The organism is Streptococcus sp. (assembly GCF_019414905.1).
Classification (GTDB): Bacteria; Bacillota; Bacilli; order Lactobacillales; family Streptococcaceae; genus Streptococcus.
The window spans coordinates 1-17,640 of sequence record NZ_DXLC01000097.1 but is presented as its reverse complement, the minus strand read 5'-3'; the positions used below and the strand labels follow the sequence as shown (position 1 = coordinate 17,640).

The 17,640-nt window shown below is 42.3% G+C and carries 16 protein-coding genes, 1 other RNA gene and 3 pseudogenes; 2 read left to right on the top strand and 18 right to left on the bottom strand.

What is annotated here, in order from left to right; translation table 11 throughout:
- The 3 genes and pseudogenes from QZ359_RS02850 to QZ359_RS02840 form a co-directional block, all read right to left on the bottom strand.
- A pseudogene (locus tag QZ359_RS02850) lies at positions 1-464 on the bottom strand (phosphate acyltransferase); the annotation flags it as partial.
- Positions 461-1,231 (bottom strand): DNA repair protein RecO, encoded by a 771-nt coding sequence (recO, locus tag QZ359_RS02845; RefSeq protein ID WP_000616135.1) that lies wholly within the window; start codon positions 1,229-1,231, stop codon positions 461-463. The pseudogene QZ359_RS02850 and the gene recO, both read right to left, overlap by 4 nt.
- Positions 1,228-2,397, bottom strand: coding sequence for a pyridoxal phosphate-dependent aminotransferase (locus QZ359_RS02840; RefSeq protein WP_293958069.1), 1,170 nt, complete (start codon positions 2,395-2,397; stop codon positions 1,228-1,230). The genes recO and QZ359_RS02840 overlap by 4 nt, the downstream gene beginning before the upstream one ends.
- Positions 2,398-2,877: 480 nt before the next feature.
- Here QZ359_RS02840 and QZ359_RS02835 point away from each other — a divergent pair, with 480 nt between their 5' ends.
- Positions 2,878-3,888, top strand: a complete 1,011-nt coding sequence (locus QZ359_RS02835; protein ID WP_293958068.1) for a YeiH family protein — start codon at positions 2,878-2,880, stop codon at positions 3,886-3,888.
- 31 nt (positions 3,889-3,919) lie between these two features.
- Here QZ359_RS02835 and QZ359_RS02830 read toward each other — a convergent pair whose 3' ends face one another.
- Positions 3,920-4,357 carry a CoA-binding protein gene (locus QZ359_RS02830; RefSeq protein WP_293958067.1) on the bottom strand — a complete coding sequence of 146 codons (438 nt, stop codon included), beginning with the start codon at positions 4,355-4,357 and terminating at the stop codon, positions 3,920-3,922.
- Between the two features lie 84 nt (positions 4,358-4,441).
- Positions 4,442-7,075, bottom strand: coding sequence for a DNA polymerase I (gene polA / locus QZ359_RS02825; protein ID WP_293958065.1), 2,634 nt, complete (start codon positions 7,073-7,075; stop codon positions 4,442-4,444).
- A gap of 147 nt (positions 7,076-7,222) precedes the next feature.
- On the opposite strand from polA, the gene QZ359_RS02820 reads away from it, so the two are divergent.
- A complete protein-coding gene (locus QZ359_RS02820; protein WP_293958063.1) occupies positions 7,223-8,158 on the top strand; it encodes an Rpn family recombination-promoting nuclease/putative transposase in 936 nt (311 codons plus the stop codon).
- Between the two features lie 140 nt (positions 8,159-8,298).
- Here the strand turns inward: QZ359_RS02820 and QZ359_RS02815 are convergent, their stop codons facing one another.
- The 13 genes and pseudogenes from QZ359_RS02815 to ffs form a co-directional block, all read right to left on the bottom strand.
- A complete protein-coding gene (locus QZ359_RS02815; RefSeq protein WP_261064466.1) occupies positions 8,299-8,415 on the bottom strand; it encodes an LPXTG cell wall anchor domain-containing protein in 117 nt (38 codons plus the stop codon).
- A gap of 93 nt (positions 8,416-8,508) precedes the next feature.
- Entirely contained in the window at positions 8,509-9,216 is a 708-nt protein-coding gene (locus tag QZ359_RS02810) for a hypothetical protein (protein ID WP_261064447.1), read from the bottom strand.
- A gap of 144 nt (positions 9,217-9,360) precedes the next feature.
- Complete coding sequence (locus QZ359_RS09500) at positions 9,361-10,245, bottom strand: N-acetylmuramoyl-L-alanine amidase family protein (RefSeq protein ID WP_365967121.1); 885 nt, start codon at positions 10,243-10,245, stop codon at positions 9,361-9,363.
- Positions 10,246-10,622: 377 nt separating this feature from the next.
- A pseudogene (locus tag QZ359_RS02800) lies at positions 10,623-11,060 on the bottom strand (hypothetical protein); the annotation flags it as partial.
- Positions 11,061-11,471: pseudogene (locus QZ359_RS02795) on the bottom strand (hypothetical protein); the annotation flags it as partial.
- A gap of 11 nt (positions 11,472-11,482) precedes the next feature.
- Positions 11,483-12,394, bottom strand: a complete 912-nt coding sequence (locus QZ359_RS02790; protein WP_203175754.1) for an Rpn family recombination-promoting nuclease/putative transposase — start codon at positions 12,392-12,394, stop codon at positions 11,483-11,485.
- A gap of 116 nt (positions 12,395-12,510) precedes the next feature.
- The gene (locus QZ359_RS02785) at positions 12,511-13,479 is read right to left on the bottom strand and encodes a ribose-phosphate diphosphokinase (protein ID WP_000010167.1); all 969 of its coding nucleotides are present in this window, start codon (positions 13,477-13,479) and stop codon (positions 12,511-12,513) included.
- A 144-nt stretch (positions 13,480-13,623) separates the two neighbouring features.
- On the bottom strand, positions 13,624-14,439 hold the full coding sequence (locus QZ359_RS02780) for a PrsW family glutamic-type intramembrane protease (protein ID WP_101785671.1): 816 nt from the start codon (positions 14,437-14,439) through the stop codon (positions 13,624-13,626).
- Between the two features lie 24 nt (positions 14,440-14,463).
- On the bottom strand, positions 14,464-14,961 hold the full coding sequence (locus tag QZ359_RS02775) for a carbonic anhydrase (RefSeq protein WP_004237611.1): 498 nt from the start codon (positions 14,959-14,961) through the stop codon (positions 14,464-14,466).
- A gap of 72 nt (positions 14,962-15,033) precedes the next feature.
- On the bottom strand, positions 15,034-16,398 hold the full coding sequence (gene radA / locus QZ359_RS02770; protein WP_176607481.1) for a DNA repair protein RadA: 1,365 nt from the start codon (positions 16,396-16,398) through the stop codon (positions 15,034-15,036).
- 10 nt (positions 16,399-16,408) lie between these two features.
- Positions 16,409-16,966: a histidine phosphatase family protein gene (locus QZ359_RS02765; RefSeq protein ID WP_001162780.1), complete on the bottom strand. Its 558-nt coding sequence runs from the start codon at positions 16,964-16,966 to the stop codon at positions 16,409-16,411.
- Positions 16,926-17,369, bottom strand: a complete 444-nt coding sequence (locus tag QZ359_RS02760) for a dUTP diphosphatase (RefSeq protein WP_000701983.1) — start codon at positions 17,367-17,369, stop codon at positions 16,926-16,928. The genes QZ359_RS02765 and QZ359_RS02760 overlap by 41 nt, the downstream gene beginning before the upstream one ends.
- 56 nt (positions 17,370-17,425) lie before the next feature.
- Positions 17,426-17,523, bottom strand: an RNA gene (gene ffs / locus QZ359_RS02755) — signal recognition particle sRNA small type.
- Positions 17,524-17,640: the final 117 nt, after the last annotated feature.

Sequence of the window (17,640 nt, the reverse complement as noted above, 5' to 3'; positions counted from 1 at the left end):
GCGTATTGATGGAGGTGCTGGGCTGTATTTTCTGCATTAGCACCGAGGTCAAGCATGTCAAAACCTTTCCCATCAATGGTCGGCAAGGTCGACATAAGCCCTGGTCGATCGATATTCTTTATACGACCCACGATGAAGAATCCTGCAGCTAACAAAGCACCTGTGTTCCCAGCTGAGAGGACAGCGTCTGCTTCTCCCTCTTTGACAGCCTTGGCCGCCAAGACCATACTGGCATTTTTCTTCTTCCGAATAGCTCTCGTAGGTTCATCGTCTGAATCAATCTTCTCATCCGTATGGATAATGCTGACGCGCTCTGTCGCTGTCAGATATTGCTTGATTTTAGCTTCATCTCCGTAGAGTTGAACCTCGATATCTGAAAAGTCAGCTAGGGCTTGATTGACACCCTCAACGATGGCTTGGGGTGCGTAATCGCCCCCCATGGCATCTACTGCGATTTTTTTCATTTCTTTTCCTCTTTTAGTAATTGTCCCCAGTCTGCTAGGGAATCAATAAATTTCTTTGATTTTAGGTGAATCCCAACGTACTCTTCATAGAGTTGATCCATAAACTGGCGTAGTTCTTGCTTGATTTCGGGCTTGAGCGAAATGGTCTCCAAGGTTTCAAAATCAATGGCTTGAAATTGATTGAGCAGATAAGGGATATTAGGGTTTAGATGGCAACGTCTCTCATCTTCATGGTAATGCTCTGGACAGAGGCAGGCGCCATATTTGAAAGAAAAGTCAAAAGCCTGACCGACCCGATGGCAGAAGACACACTCATTAAAATTGAGGCTGATCCCAAATCGAGTCAAGATTTGAATTTCAAAAATATTGGTCAAAACCTGATAATCCAAGCCAGCTTCCATCAACTCCAAGGTCTTTTGCAAAAAAGCAAACAAGGGAGCATCCTGCTGATTGTCCTGCAAACTAGCATCTGCAAGAGCTGCCACATAGGTCGCATAGGCCATGACAAAGAGATCGCTATTAATCTTGGGAAACGTCATCACCTCATGATAGTCCTCAATGTAACTGAGCCCATCATCATTGATTCGTAAGAGAAATCGAGCCAGCACCAAGGGCTGAATAACAGGAGCCAGCTTAGACTGGCCAGCATGTTTAACGAAAAACATGCGCTTGCCAGCCTGCTCTGTAAAAATCTTGACTAGCTTGTCATCCTCACGAAAGTTACGATTGTAGAGCACCAAGCCTTGACTCGTGATAGACTGAATCATGCTTCTCTCATGTACTCCTCAAGTCGTTTCATGGCTTCTTTGATAGTCTCCATGCTGGCTGCATAAGATAGGCGAACATATCCTTCTCCATAGCGCCCAAAAGCAGCACCAGGGATAAAGGCAACAGCCTTCTTCTGAGCAAAATCCTTCAGAAAAGCAAAGGAATCTTGATTGTAATCCGCTGGAATCTTAGCAAAGATATAGAAGGCACCGTCTGGTTTGATAATCTCAAAACCAAGAGCAGTCATTTTCTCGATAATATAATCCCGACGCTGGATATATTCCTTCTTCATAGGTTCCGCATCGTTTTTACCAGCTGTCAAGGCTTCCACCGCAGCATGTTGCGCCATGGTATTTGCGGCAGTCACCAAGTACTGATGACTCTTGATTAACTGGGCTGTAAAGACCGCAGGAGCAAAAATCAGACCCAAACGCCAACCGGTCATAGCATGCGATTTAGACAAACCATTGATGATAATTGCCTGATCTCTCAGCATCGTTCCTAGAGACACATGGGCTTCCCCTGTGTAGGTCAATTCTGAGTAAACCTCATCACAGACAACGAAAATCTCATACTTGCGTAAAACAGCTGCCAAGTCTTCCAACTGCTCTCGACTATAAGTAATTCCTGTCGGATTAGCCGGATAGTTGAGAATAACCGCCTTGAGCTTGTCACCCTGCTCCAAAATGGCCTTCTCTAACATCTCAGGAGTCAAGACAAACCCATTTTCAGTTGTGTCAATCTCGACAATCTCTGCCCCAACTAGATTAACAATCGGTTCATAACCCGGATAAGCAGGAGCTGGCAAGAGCACCTTATCTCCCTCTTCCAAAATAGCTGTCAAAGTAGCAGATAAAGCCTCTGTCGCCCCAATTGTAACTAAAATTTCATTCTCAGGAGCATAGTCCAGTTGGTACTTTTCCTTAACAAAGTCACTGGCCGCCTGACGTAGAGTCAGCAGGCCACTCATCCCTGTATAGTAGGATTGGTTCTGATCAATCGCTCGCTTGGCCGCATCCTTGACATGGTCTGGCGTTGTAAAATCAGGCTCCCCCAAGGTCAAACGCAAAACTCCAGGAATCTCAGAAATAGCCTGGTCAAACTGACGAATCAACGAAACTTGAATCTTATCTAACTGTTTATTAAAGCGCTTAGTTAAGTCCATAGATACCTCCTACTTTCAAAACGTATCTCTATTATACTACAAAAGCCCCCCGACCGCAAAAATACATGATAGAATAACGCTAGCATGACAAATTGAAGTATGTTAAAATGGATTTGTCGCAACTCCACTAACGAACTTAGTTTGGAGGTGAGTTTTTGCTAATCTTCGTTACAGTTATTCTAGCACCATTACTGATTACTATTACCGGTAATGTCATTTCTGAGTGGATAGTCAGAAAGTGGTTAGATAAGCGCGACAAAAAAATATAACCTGAGTTTAGTTTTAATGTAACTGGACAAAAAGAAATACCAGAGGTGGAGCTCTGGTATTTTTGTTTTTGCCAAGACTTCGTTACAGTTCTTGTAGGATTATTATTACATAATTAGCACTACTTGTCAAATAATTATTAGGCTCCACTTTCTATTTTACTTTTCCTATGTACAGGTCTATAATGGTAACAGATTCTATTTGGAGGTTTTTATGTCATTTCTATCAAAAAATGGAGCAGGCATCTTGGCCTGCCTTCTCATTTCCATTCTATCTTGGTACTTAGGAGGATTCTTCCCTGTTATTGGCGCGCCTGTCTTTGCGATTTTTATGGGAATGCTCCTACACCCCTTTCTCTCGCCCTATAAACAACTGGATGCGGGATTGACCTTTAGTTCTAAAAAATTGCTCCAGTATGCCGTTATCTTGCTTGGTTTTGGTCTCAATATCTCGCAGGTCTTCGCAGTTGGCCAATCTTCGCTCCCTGTCATCCTGTCCACTATCTCAATAGCTCTGATTATTGCCTACTTCTTCCAGCGCTTCTTTGCACTGGATACAAAACTGGCTACCTTGGTTGGAGTAGGTTCTTCCATCTGTGGGGGTTCTGCCATTGCGGCGACAGCGCCTGTTATTGATGCTAAGGAAAAGGAAGTAGCCCAAGCCATTTCCGTTATCTTTTTCTTCAATGTCTTGGCTGCGCTCATCTTTCCAACCCTCGGCACCTGGCTTCATTTATCCAATGAAGGCTTCGCCCTCTTTGCAGGGACTGCGGTCAACGACACTTCCTCTGTAACGGCTGCCGCCAGCGCTTGGGACAGTCTTTACCAAAGCAATACCCTCGAGTCTGCAACCATTGTTAAACTCACACGTACTTTGGCCATTATCCCTATCACGCTCTTTCTATCCTACTGGCAAAGTCGCCAACAAGAAAACAAGCAAAGCCTACAACTGAAAAAAGTCTTCCCACTTTTTATCCTTTACTTTATCCTTGCCTCTCTCCTCACTACACTACTCACCTCTCTAGGTGTGTCCAGTAGTTTCTTTACCCCTCTAAAACAACTCTCTAAATTCCTTATTGTCATGGCCATGAGTGCTATCGGTCTCAAAACCAATCTGGTCGCTATGGTCAAATCCAGTGGAAAATCCATTCTTCTCGGAGCCATCTGCTGGATAGCCATCATCCTCACTAGTCTTGGTATGCAGATCCTTATCGGCATTCTCTAATACAAAAGGTAGCCCATCAGCTACCTTTTTCTTATGCTTCCTTAATCAAGCGAGTATGTTCTCTCTTGATGCAACGATTCATCACGATATCATCGCATCCACCAGCACGCAAGATTTCTTCCGCTTCTAGACTTTCAAGTCCCAGTTGTGCCCAAAAAATCTTAGCATCAGCCTTGAGAAAATCACGCGCCACATCAGGCAAAAACTCGCTGCGACGGTAAACATTGACAATATCTACAGGAAAAGGAATCTCAGCTAGGCTGGCATAAGCCTTTTCACCCAAGATTTCGCCACCTGCCGCCTTGGGATTGACTGGAATAATTTTATAACCCCGAGCCTGCATTTCCTTGGTCACTCGATTGCTAGTTGTTTCCTCACGGTCTGATAAACCCACTACAGCAAGGGTTTTACTCGCTGTTAGATACTGACGAATCACGCCATCACTTGGATTGATAAATTCTTGACTCATAGAAATCCTCCTTTTTCATCAGTATAGCACAATTTGAAAAGGCTTGCATAATTCTACTACAAAAAAGGAGGACTAGCCCCCTTTTTATTTAGCCTCATACCAGGTTACCCCTTCATTCTCATCTGCAATGAGGGGAACACTGAGTTGAATGGCTTCTTCCATAGTTTGTTTGACCAATTTTTTCATCTCTGCCAATTCAGATTTAGGAACTTCAAGGACGATTTCATCGTGCACTTGCAGAAGCATCTTAGTCTGATACCCCCCTGCAACCAAGGCTTTATCCAGCTGAATCATGGCAATCTTGAGAATATCTGCCGCCGAACCCTGGATAGGAGAATTGATGGCAGTCCGCTCCGCAAAACCACGAATATTAAAGTTTCGCGAATTGATATCTGGCAACTCACGACGACGCTTGAAGAGGGTCTCTACATAGCCCTTATCACGCGCCTCACGCACCACTTCATCCATATAGTTTTTAATACCTGGGAAACGTTCAAAGTAGGTATCAATGTAGGCTTTGGCCTCCTTACGGCTAATTCCCAAATTATTAGACAAGCCAAAGTCTGAAATCCCGTAAACCACTCCAAAGTTAACAGCCTTGGCATTGCGACGGTCGTTTGCAGTCACATCCTCAGGATGCTCAATGCCAAAGACCCGCATGGCTGTCGAAGTATGGATATCTGCCCCCTCTTGAAAGGCCTTAATCAAGTGCTCATCCTTAGAGATATGCGCCAAAACACGCAATTCAATCTGCGAATAGTCCGAGCTGAGAAGCACACTATCCTCCCACTCAGGCACAAAAGCCTTACGAATGAGACGCCCCTGCTCCAAACGCACAGGAATATTTTGCAAGTTTGGATCCACACTAGACAAACGCCCAGTCTGAGTCAAATCCTGTACATAGCGCGTATGAATCTTGCCATCAGCCAAAATCCAATCCTGCAAGCCAATCACATAAGTAGATTGAATCTTAGCAATCTGACGGTAATCGAGAATTTTCTTAACAATCGGAGCAATAGGAGCCAGGCGCTCCAAGACATCCACGGCTGTCGAGTATCCCGTCTTGGTTTTCTTAGTGTATTCTAGAGGTAGCCCCAACTTTTCAAAGAGAAGCACGCCCAACTGCTTAGGCGAATTGATATTAAACTCCTCACCAGCCAACTCGTAAATCTCTTGAGTCAGTTTTTCAATAACAAGCTCATTTTCAGTCTGCATCTCAAGCAAGGTCTCTTTCTTGACCGTAATCCCAGCAATTTCCATCTTGGCAAGGACAAAAGCCAGAGGTTGCTCCATATCATAAAGAAGCTCTAATTGCCCATTTTCACTGAGTTTTTCAAGTAAAACAGGCTCAGCCTCAACCAAAACAGCAAGCTTACGAGCTAAGTGTTCCAAGAATTTCTCACGTTCAGGAATGGCCTTTTTTACACCTTTACCATAGAAAGTCTCATCATCAACCAAATAAGTCTGACCATAAAGACTAGCAATAGTCGCAATTTCATTGTCCTCCACAGTCGAAAGGAGGTATTTAGCCAAACGGCTATCAAAAGCAGGCGCCTGCAAATCCACACCCAAACGATGCAAGAGAACTTTAGCTTTCTTAAAGTCATAAACTCTCAGAGGTGTTTTTTCTAAAAAGTCCTTGAAAATCGGCTCTTGCAAAAGCTCAAGTTTATCTGTGGCATAGAGCTTATCCCCACAAGACCAGGCAAAACCAACCAAGTCATCTGTATGGTAATTCTCCCCAAAAAGCTCAAAATGGAAGATAGACTCTTCACTCAGCATATCTTGTCTGATTTGGTCAACGATAGTAAAGTTCAAACTTTCAGCCACATCAGCTGACGACACATTTAAAGCCTGCTTGAGCTGTTTGAAGCCCATTTCCTCGTAGAATTTCCCAAGATTTTCCACATCTGGACCACTATAGACCAAATCCTCCAAACCAATCTCAATCGGCGCCTTGGTATCAATGGTCGCCAGTGTTTTAGACAAAAAGGCCTGTTCCTTATCATTGATGAGATTTTCCTTCATCTTAGAAGCCTTCATCCCATCAATATTTTCATAAATCCCCTCAAGCGAACCATGCTCCAGCAAGAGCTTGATACCAGTCTTTTCGCCAATTTTAGTCACTCCAGGGATATTATCCGATTTATCACCCATGAGTGCCTTGAGATCGATAAACTGAGTCGGTGTAATGCCCATCTTTTCCATAAGATATTCTGGCGTAAAGGCCTCAAACTCAGCCACACCTTTCTTGGAAATTTCAACCACCGTATGCTCATCCGTCAGCTGAATCAAGTCCTTGTCCCCACTGACAATGGTAATATCAAAACCATTTTGCTCAGCTAGCTTATCCAGCGTCCCAATGATGTCATCCGCTTCATACTGAGCCAACTCATAGTGACGAATCCCCATATGATCCAGCAATTCACGAATGAAAGGAAATTGCTCACGAAACTCATCAGGAGTCTTAGCCCGACCACCCTTATAGTCCGCATACATCTCTGTACGGAAGGTCGTCTTTCCCGCATCAAAAGCCACCAAAATATGGCTCGGCTCAACCCGTTCCAACAAATGGCTCAACATCAACTGAAAGCCATAAATCGCATTGGTATGCAAACCAGCTGCATTCTTAAAACGGTCCAACTGCTGATAGAGCGCAAAAAACGCCCGAAAAGCAACAGAAGACCCATCAATCAATAATAATTTTTTCTTATCCATACACCCATTATAAAGGAAAGCACCAAAAAATACCATTGGGAAGAGCCAGACCGAGTATTTTTCATCCTTTTTCCGAATAAATAGATAGTAGCAGTGAATCTAGTAAACCTAGATTTAAAACTGTGATATAATAAAAGGAGGAAAAGGATGATTCTAAGACATCCGGGCATTAGCCCGACCAATGATTTGGTTGCTAAGAAAATCTTTAGCAATCCAGAAATCACTTGTCAATTTATTCGTGATATGCTGGACTTGCCAGCAAAAAATGTGACGATTTTGGAGGGAAGTAATATTCACGTCTTGCCTTCCATGCCTTACTCAGCTCAGGATTTCTATACAAGTATAGACGTCTTGGCGGAGTTGGATAATGGCACTCAAGTTATCATCGAAATTCAGGTGCATCACCAGAATTTCTTCATCAATCGCCTGTGGGCTTATTTGTGCAGTCAGGTCAATCAAAACCTAGAAAAAATTCGTCAACGAGAAGGTGATACACACCAGAGCTACAAACACATTGCACCAGTATACGCAATTGCCATCGTGGACAGCAATTACTTCTCAGATGATTTGGCCTTCCACAGTTTCAGTATGCGCGAGGATACGACAGGTAAGATTTTAACAATTACAAACAATGGTCAAGAAAACCATCTAGTCAAGATGGCATTCTTGGAATTAAAAAAATACAGAGAAACCAGCAAAGATAAGGTTCGCAAGCCCTGGTTGGAGTTTTTCGGGAACAAACCCTTTACCCAAGAACCCGAGCGAGCCATCAGCCAGGCAGATCAACTGCTGGACTATAAGAGCTGGTCTGAGGAGGACAGGAAAATGTTTAGTCAACTACGTATGCGAGAAGAACAAGCCTTGTTAGCACAGGACTATGCCTTGGAAACTGCTAGGGCGGAGGGGATTGAACAAGGACTGGAACGAGGACGAGCGGAAGGGATTGAAAAAGGTTTAGAACGTGGGAAAGTTGAAGGAAGTTTGTCTATGCTATTAAATCTAGTCCGTCAAGGCCTTCTGACTTCAGAGGTTGCGAGTGAGCAGTTGGAAATAACTGTCTCTGAATTTGAAGAACTATTGTAAGTTTATAGAATAACATAAAAGTGAACAACGCTGAAACATCGTTTTGTTCACTTTTTTCTTCTTTTCAATAGAACTCTCACTATAGTCCATATCACAAAAAGAGAAGGTCATAAATCCTTCTCTTTTATATCTTCAACTAATTAGTTTTTGCGTTTCACAAATGGAAGGGCACCAAGGAGTAATCCTAGGAATCCTAATGATGCAATTGCAACATTATCTTTACCACCAGTATTTGGAAGTTCTTTCTTATCTTCTATTTTTGCAGCTTAAGCTTGATAAGTATTATATCAGCAAGTATCTGCTATAAAAAACTAAGCTAAAAATCTCCTAGTGACATAAATAAATTCAAACTACACCCACTCACCGTTTGCATTTACTGTGTAACCATTGATTGTAGTGCTAACAGCAAGGGCACCTGAGCTATAAGCATAGTACCACTTACCATCTACTTTGAACCAACCAGTCTTCATAGCGCCTGAACCATCAAGATAATACCATGTACCACCTTGTTTCAACCAGCCAGTTTTCATGGCACCTGAATTATTAAGATAATACCACTTACCATCTACAAGTTTCCAACCTGTCTGCATAGCACCTGAGCCATCTAGATAATACCATGTACCATTTTCTTTTATCCATCTAGTACTCATTTTACCTAAACTGTCGAGATGGTACCAACTACCATTTATAAGTTTCCAACCAGTTTGCATGGCACCTAAATCGTTTAAATAATACCAATTGCCATCAACTTGTTTCCAACCAGTTCTCATCACACCAGTTTCATCCAAGTAATACCATGAGCCATCTTTAAGCCAGCCTGTCTTCATTCCATCTTCTTTAGAGAAATAATACCAGTCACCGTCAATTTTCTTCCATCCAACAGAGCGATTTCCCTCATTATCAATAAAGAATTTTTTACCATCAATTACAGCAATATTGGGTGTCAGAACACCATCTTTTAGATAGTAAGTTTTTTCATCTATTTTGATAAATCCAGTTTTCTTCTCACCATTTTCAACGAAATAATAAGTCTTATCAGCAACTTTTACCAATTCCAACTGTTTGCAGCTATCATTTTCAAGGTACTAGGTCTTACAATCAATTTTTTGCCAGCCAGTCATATAGACAAAACTCAACCCACTACCATTGTTAAAGCAAAAAAACAGGAGATTTCTCTCCTGTTATGATTCAATTATTTAAAATTAAACCCATTCACCGTTTCCGTTTACAGTGTAACCATTTACAGTAGTGTTTACTGACAATGCACCTGAACCGTCAACGTGGTACCATTTGTCTTTTACTTGGAACCATTGGCTAGCTTTCATAGCACCTGATGCTTCAAGGAAGTACCATTTACCACCGTCAAGCAACCAACCTGTTTGCATTTCACCTGAACCGTTTAGGTAGTACCAAGTGTTACCATCTTTAACCCACCATTTTTGCATTACGCCTTCAGCGTTAAAGAAGTACCATTTACCATCAATTTGTTTCCAGCTAGTAGCTTTTGTTCCTTTTTCATCAAGGACATAGCTCCATTGACCTTTAGCATCTTTAACCCATCCTGTAGAAGCTTGGTTAGCTTTAGTACCTTGGTTAGCTTGGTCTTCATTGATGCGAGTATTGTTTTGTTTATTATCTTCTACTGCATTAGCAAAGTATTTACCTGCATCTTTTGCACTTTTACGATATTGTTCTTGCAATTTTGCAACATAGCGACTTTTCACTGTGTTGTAGATATCTTCAAATTTTTGGTTTGATTTTGCTGCGGCAACGTTTGCTTCTAATGCTGCTTTCTTATCTGAAAAATCATGACCATAATATCCTGAGTCCAAGAATGCTTTCAATGCTTCTTCTGCTGCTTTAACTGTTTGACCACCTTGTTGAGCAAATTGACGTTCTGCTTCAACACGGATTTCACCATCATGCGCTGCTACTTGACGGTTAGCTTCTTCAGCAATATCACGTTCAGAAATATATTTCTTTTGAAGCAATTGGTTAGTTGAAGCTGGGTTTTCACCATTTGCAAAAACAGGTGCAACTGTAAATACAGCAAGTGCTGCTGCGCTTGTCAATAAAACTTTTTTCATCGTTTTATCTCCTTTATTTTTCATTATATTATTTTTCGTAAGACTATCTTACTACCATACAGTATATAAATATTTGCAGGATTTGTCAAGAGTTTTCTTATGTTTTTTTAACTTTTTACCTATTGCTTAGAAAAAAGGAAAAGAAAACCAACTCGCGAAAAAATTCCCCTTGAAATACTCTAACCTCCAAGTTGACATTTCGCAACTACTCATCCCTCAGATGATAGCTTTTATATCTAAACTATATAGATAGTTAGACAGAACTTACTTCCTTGGTATTATCTTACAAACCCTTGTAAAAGTCAAGTAAAAACGGCAAGTATTTTGATAACACTTGCTATTTCATCAACTTCCTACTATTAGATGAAAGATCGAACTCACAGTAAAGCCTCAAACTCAGCGACAGTCATGCCCAATTGCTGACTTGCTATCTCGGAAGTCAGGAGATGTTGGCGAACTAGATTTAGTAGCATAGACAAACTTCCTTCAACTTTCCCACGTTCAAGTCCACGCTCCAGTCCCTGTTCAATGCCCTCTGCACGGCCACGCTCTAAACCTTGTTCAAGACCTTGTTCAATACCTTCAGCCCTAGCTGTTTCCAGGGCATAGTCCTGTGCCAACAAGGCTTGTTCTTCTCGCATACGTAGTTGACTAAACATCTTCCTGTCCTCCTCGGACCAGCTCTTGTAGTCTAGCAGTTGGTCTGCTTGGCTGATGGCTCGCTGGGGGTGCTGGGTAAAGGGTTTATTCCCGAAAAACTCCAACCACGGTTTGTGAACCTTATCTTTGCTGGTTTCTCTGTATTTTTTTAGTTCTTATTTGTGATGCTCTTTCAATAGTGACTCAAATTCAGCAACGGTCATGCCCAATTGTTCACTCGCAAATTCGGAAGTTAAAACATGTTGGCGAACCATATCTAGAAATGCGAAAAGTTTCCCACGTTCTAAACCTTGTTCAAGACCTTGTTCGATACCTTCCGCCCTAGCTGTTTCCAAGGCATAGTCCTGTGCTAACAAGGCTTGTTCTTCTCGCATACGTAATTGACTAAACATTTTCCTGTCCTCCTCGGACCAGCTCTTGTAGTCCAGCAGTTGATCTGCCTGGCTGATGGCTCGCTCGGGTTGCTGGGTAAGTTTGTTCCCGAAAAACTCCAACCACGGCTTGCGAATACTATCCTTGCTGGTTTCTCTGTATTTTTTTAATTCCAAGAATGCCATCTTGACTATTAGTGCTAGTCTTACAACAACGCCTCAAACTCAGCGACTGTCATGCCCAATTGCTGGCTAGCTACCTCAGATGTCAGAAGACCTTGGCGGACCATATCCAGGAAGGCAAAGAGTTTCCCACGTTCTAAACCTTGTTCAATACCTTCTGCTCGACCACGTTCTAAGCCTTTTTCTTCAGCTTGTTCCAAGGCATAATCCTGAGCCAATAACGCTTGTTCTTCTCGCATACGTAGTTGACTAAACATTTTCCTGTCCTCCTCAGACCAGCTCTTGTAGTCCAGCAGTTGGTCTGCTTGGCTGATGGCTCGCTCAGGTTGCTGGGTAAAAGGCTTGTTACCAAAAAACTCCAACCACGGCTTGCGAACACTATCCTTGCTGGTTTCTCTGTACTTTCTTAATTCCAAGAATGCCATCTTGATCAGATGGTGTTCCTGTCCATTATTGGTGATGGTTAAAACCTCACCTGTCGTATCCTCTCGCATACTAAAGCTATGAAAAGCTTGATCATCTTGAAAGTAGTTACTATCTACAATAGCGATTGCATAAACTGGTGCGATGTGTTTGTAACTCTGGTGTGTATCACCTTCTCGTTGACGAATTTTTTCTAGGTTTTGATTGACCTGACTGCACAGGTAAGCCCACAGGCGATTGATGAAAAAATTCTGATGATGAACTTGAATTTCAATAATTACTTGCGTACCATTATCCAACTCCGCCAAGACGTCTATACTGGTATAGAAATCCTGAGCCGAGTAAGGCAGGGATGGCAAGACATGAATATTGCTCCCCTCCAAAATGGTTACATTTTTGGCTGGTAAATCCAACATATCGCGAATAAATTGACAAGTGATTTCTGGATTGCTAAAGATTTTCTTAGCTACCAAGTCGTTAGTCGGGCTGATGCCCGGATGACGTACAGTCATACTTCCTCCTTTCATTATAGCACATTTTTTAATCTAGATTTACTAGATTCTCTGCTACTATCTATTTATTCGGAAAAGAGACGAAAAAAACCTGAGAATTATCTCAGGCTTGATCATTAAATCTTTTTCTCAATACCAAAAAGTGGAGAAAGTGGGCGTTTTTCATGGATACGTACAATAGCATCACCCAGTAGATGAGCGATTGAAATCTGCTCAATCTTATCGATTAAACGCTCTTCTGGCAGATAGATGGTATCCAAAACAACCAATTTCTTAATAGCTGATTTTTGGATATTGTCCATAGCAGGACCAGAAAGAACTGGGTGCGTACAGCTTGCATAGACTTCAACAGCACCAGCTTCCGCAAGGGCATCTGCCGCATGACAAATCGTTCCAGCAGTATCAATCATATCATCAATCAAGATACAAGTCTTGCCTTCGACCTTACCGATGATGTTCATGACTTCACTAGTATTCATCTTATCAACGCTACGACGTTTATCAATGATAGCGATAGATGTTTTCAAAAATTCTGCCAACTTACGGGCACGAGTCACCCCTCCATGGTCTGGGCTGACAACCACATAGTCAGAACCAACCATACCACGACGCTCAAAATAATCCGCAATCAGAGGAGCACCCATCAAATGATCCACAGGAATATCAAAGAATCCTTGAATCTGCGCAGCATGCAAGTCGATGGTCAACAAACGATCCACTCCAGCTACTTCAAGCATATTTGCGACAAGTTTTGAAGTGATTGGCTCACGCGCTCTCGCCTTTCTATCCTGACGTGCATACCCATAGTAAGGCATGACAACATTGACAGATTCTGCACTCGCACGCTTCAAAGCATCTACCATAATCAAAATTTCAAGCAGATTGTCATTTACAGGCGAACTAGTTGATTGTAGGATAAAGACGTGTTTCCCACGGATTGATTCTTCGATGTTGACCTGAATCTCTCCATCTGAAAATTGGCGAACACTTGATTTCCCCAACTCTATCCCAATCTCCTGCGCCACACGTTTTGCCAATTCTTGATTAGAAGAAAGGGCAAACAGCTTTAAATCAGAAAAAGACATGATTTCCTCCGGTATATATGTATCACTTGTGCTTTTCACAAGATTTTCCATCTACCATTGTAGCGCTTTTTACACTATTTTTCAATCAAAAATAAAAGAAGGGCACCATATTTGTACCCTTGCATCATTCTTTTGAAAAATATTCTAGTTCATTATCTCATCGTTCTTCTCAACAAAGCGATAAGCCTGATAAAAACCATAGAGAGTAATAGCCGTAACCACTGGAATCGCTAATGGCAACTCTGTCTCTAATTCTACAAAAGGAGAGTTAAATAAGAAGTGAGTTCCCAAGGCTAAACCTAGGAAAATAAGCCCCTCTTTCTTGCCAGCCTTCTGCCCTTTATAGGCTCTGTAAAGCAAGTAAACACCCACTACAGCCAAACCTGAAAAAGTCCAGTGAGAGGCAATTCCTGAGATGATACGCTCTAAAATTCTCGAAATAGTAAAGTCAAAGCCCTCTGGCAAATCCGTACGAATGTAGCCAATATCCTCAATCATTTGAAATCCCAAACCAGAAGCAATCCCTAATAAAAACAAAGATTTTAATTTTCGCACAGGAACCAAAGCTAAAACAAAAACAAGTGGCAATAATTTCAAGGGCTCTTCTACCAAAGGAGCCACAATCGCACTTTCAAAGGCATTTAAAAATGTACTATCTGGGAAAAGAACGCCAAGCAAATCATGGATATAGGTATTAGCAAAGCTAGACAACCAGCCTGAAAGGAACATTCCTCCCAATAAAGACAAAACCAAGGCCTTCTTTGGCAATTCCCATTTTTTCCCAATACGGAAAAGGAAATAAAGAGCCGGAATCATATAAAAGAGAGCTAGAAAGATAGAAACTCCCATGAGTCCATATTCCGCACCTGACATCGAACCATCCGTATAATAGATGGTTTCATACTGCAAACCAATACATAGCAATAAAATAAAAATAAATAAAATACTGTTTTTCTTCATACACTTTCTTTCTAAATGAATTTTTTACAATTCTACGACTGTCATACTTCCTGTATCCACATCGTAAATAGCACCAGAGATAATGACATCATCTGGTATTAGGGGAGACTCGATAAGGAGTTGCATATCCTCACGTACACTCTCCTCTATATCTTGGAAGGGCAAGAAATCCTGGTCTGACACATCGACACCTAGTTCCTCTTTCAGATACTCCTGAAAAGGACCATTTTCAAAGGTCTGAGCACCACAGTCTGTATGGTGTAACACCACAATCTCTCTTGTCCCCATTTGTTGCTGGGAAATAACTAGCGAACGAATCATGTCCTCAGTCACTCGACCACCTGCATTCCGCAAGATATGAGCATCCCCAAGTGCCAAGCCCAGAGCTTGCGCAACGTGCAGACGAGAGTCCATACAGGTCACAATAGCCACTCTTGTTTTGGGTTTAAGTGGCAGATTTAACTGCCCATGTAGGGCAACATAAGCCTGATTGGCTTGCATAAACTGTTCAAAATACGACACGATTCCCTCCTCGAAAATTTGATAGTCAAATATTTCTCCTATCTTATCATTTTTAAAAGGATTTGTCACGGATTATGCAAAGACCTTTTTTAAAACTTCCTGAATCGTTGTTACCCCAATAACCTGAATTTTCTTGGGCGGAGTGATTCCTGTCAAGGAATTCTTGGGTACATAAATCTTAGTAAAGCCCAGTTTAGCAGCTTCATTGATACGTTGCTCGATACGATTCACACGCCGAATCTCTCCTGTCAAGCCCAGTTCTCCCACAAAACATTCCTGAGGATTAGTTGGCTTGTCCTTGTAGCTCGAAGCAATAGCAACCGCAACGGCCAAGTCTATCGCAGGTTCATCCAATTTGACACCGCCAGCAGATTTAAGATAAGCATCCTGATTTTGCAAGAGAAGACCGGCCCGTTTTTCCAAAACAGCCATAATCAAGCTAGCACGATTAAAATCAAGTCCTGTCGTCGTACGCTTGGCATTTCCAAACATGGTCGGTGTTACCAAAGCCTGAACCTCCGCCAAAATCGGACGCGTCCCTTCCATGGTCACAACGATTGACGAACCAGTCGCCCCATCCAAACGCTCTTCTAGGAAAACTTGACTCGGATTGAGGACCTCAACCAAACCGCCCGACTGCATCTCAAAAATCCCAATCTCATTAGTGGAGCCAAAACGGTTTTTGACCGCTCTCAAAATACGAAATGTATGATGGCGCTCCCCTTCAAAGTAAAGCACTGTATCCACCATATGCTCCAACATACGAGGCCCAGCCAAGGTTCCTTCCTTGGTCACATGACCTACGATAAAGATGGCAATGTTATTAGTTTTAGCCAGCTGCATGAGTTCAGCCGTCACCTCACGTACTTGAGAAACAGACCCCTGCACCCCTGAAATCTCAGGAGACATAATGGTCTGGATAGAGTCAATGATGAGGAAGTCTGGCTGGATGCGCTCCACCTCAGCTCGAACACTCTGCATATTGGTCTCTGCATAGAGATAAAACTCGCTATCAATATCTCCCAAGCGCTCTGCTCGTAGCTTAATCTGCTGGGCAGACTCCTCCCCACTGACATAGAGAACTGTCCCCACTTGAGACAACTGGGTTGAGACTTGTAGGAGAAGGGTTGATTTCCCGATTCCAGGATCCCCACCGATTAGGACGAGACTTCCTGGTACCACTCCGCCTCCAAGTACACGGTTGAATTCCTCCATCTCCGTCTTGGTTCGATTGACATTGATTGAAGTCACCTCAGCCAATTTCATGGGCTTGGTTTTCTCACCTGTCAAGGACACACGCGCATTCTTGACCTCGGCAACCTCAACCTCTTCTACAAAAGAAGACCAAGACCCACAGTTGGGGCATCGTCCCAGATATTTAGGGGAATTATACCCACAATTTTGACATACAAATGTCGCTTTTTTCTTTGCGATGATAAACCTCTTTCTATATCTCTAACTCACACTCAATCACTTGGCAAAAATCAATCTTCTCATTTGGCACAAACTGGCGCATGAGCATTCGATGAGCAACAACTACCACAGTCTGATGTTCTCGATACTTAGACATACATGCTAGAAAACGAGATTTCATCTCCGCAGCTGTCTCATATCGAATAGGACTATTAGGAAGTAACTCCCCCTTATTTTCTAGAAACATAGTACGAGCTTTTTCAAAATTATCTGTGCCACTTTCATAGACCTGCCATTCATGTAATAAAGGTTCTACTCTCAAAGGAAGTCCCGTAGCACAAACTACATAAGAAGCCGTTTCTAAAGCTCTTGTGACTGCAGAAGATATGATTATTTCAGCTGAAGGAAGCAAGGGATTTTTGCTCAGTTCCTGAGCTTGCTGCCGTCCCTTCTCAGACAAGGGTGCCAAATCTATCCCAAATCCCGTATAAGAACGAGCCTCTAACTCACGGTAATCTGGCTCCCCGTGACGCACAAAGATAATCTTCATTCTAGTGCCCTGTCGATCCAAATCCACCAGTTCTAACGCCATCAGCTGCATCTCCATCTGCAATTAAGAAAGGAGCAAAGACAGCCTGGACCACACGTTCCCCAACTTCGAGAATCACTTCTTGGTCTGTGATATTCTTCATCTGCGCAAAAATATGCCCTTCATTCCCAGGATTTCCATAATAATCCCCATCAATGACACCAACCGAGTTAATCAAGACCAAGCCCTTCTTACGAGGATTTGAAGAGCGATCATAAAGGTAAAGAACCTCAGTCGGTTGCATATAAGCCTTAACTCCTGTCGGAACCAAGACAATCTCTCCTGGCGCAATAACTGTACGCACAGCAACCTTTAAGTCATAACCAGCCGCATGCGCTGTCTCACGCTTGGGCAATAAATTTTCATCTGTAAAACTCGAAACCAATTCAAAACCACGAATTTTCATAATTTTCTCTTTTCTATTATCATTTATTCTAGATTATTCTATCTTATCTATTCGGAAAAAGCACGAAAAAAAGAGCACACAATTCAAATCGCTTAGGGCTGCTGGATTCCTCCCCTGACCCGCTTCACGCAGAACTGTTGCTCCGATAGGTATTATATCATAATTTGTTCGATTTGCAAAGGTCCGGTTTTTATTCTTGTGTTTCGGCCTTGGCTGCGAGTTTGGCTTGTTTTTTTCGTTCTCGACCTTGGCGGAAGAAGGTCTGCATGAT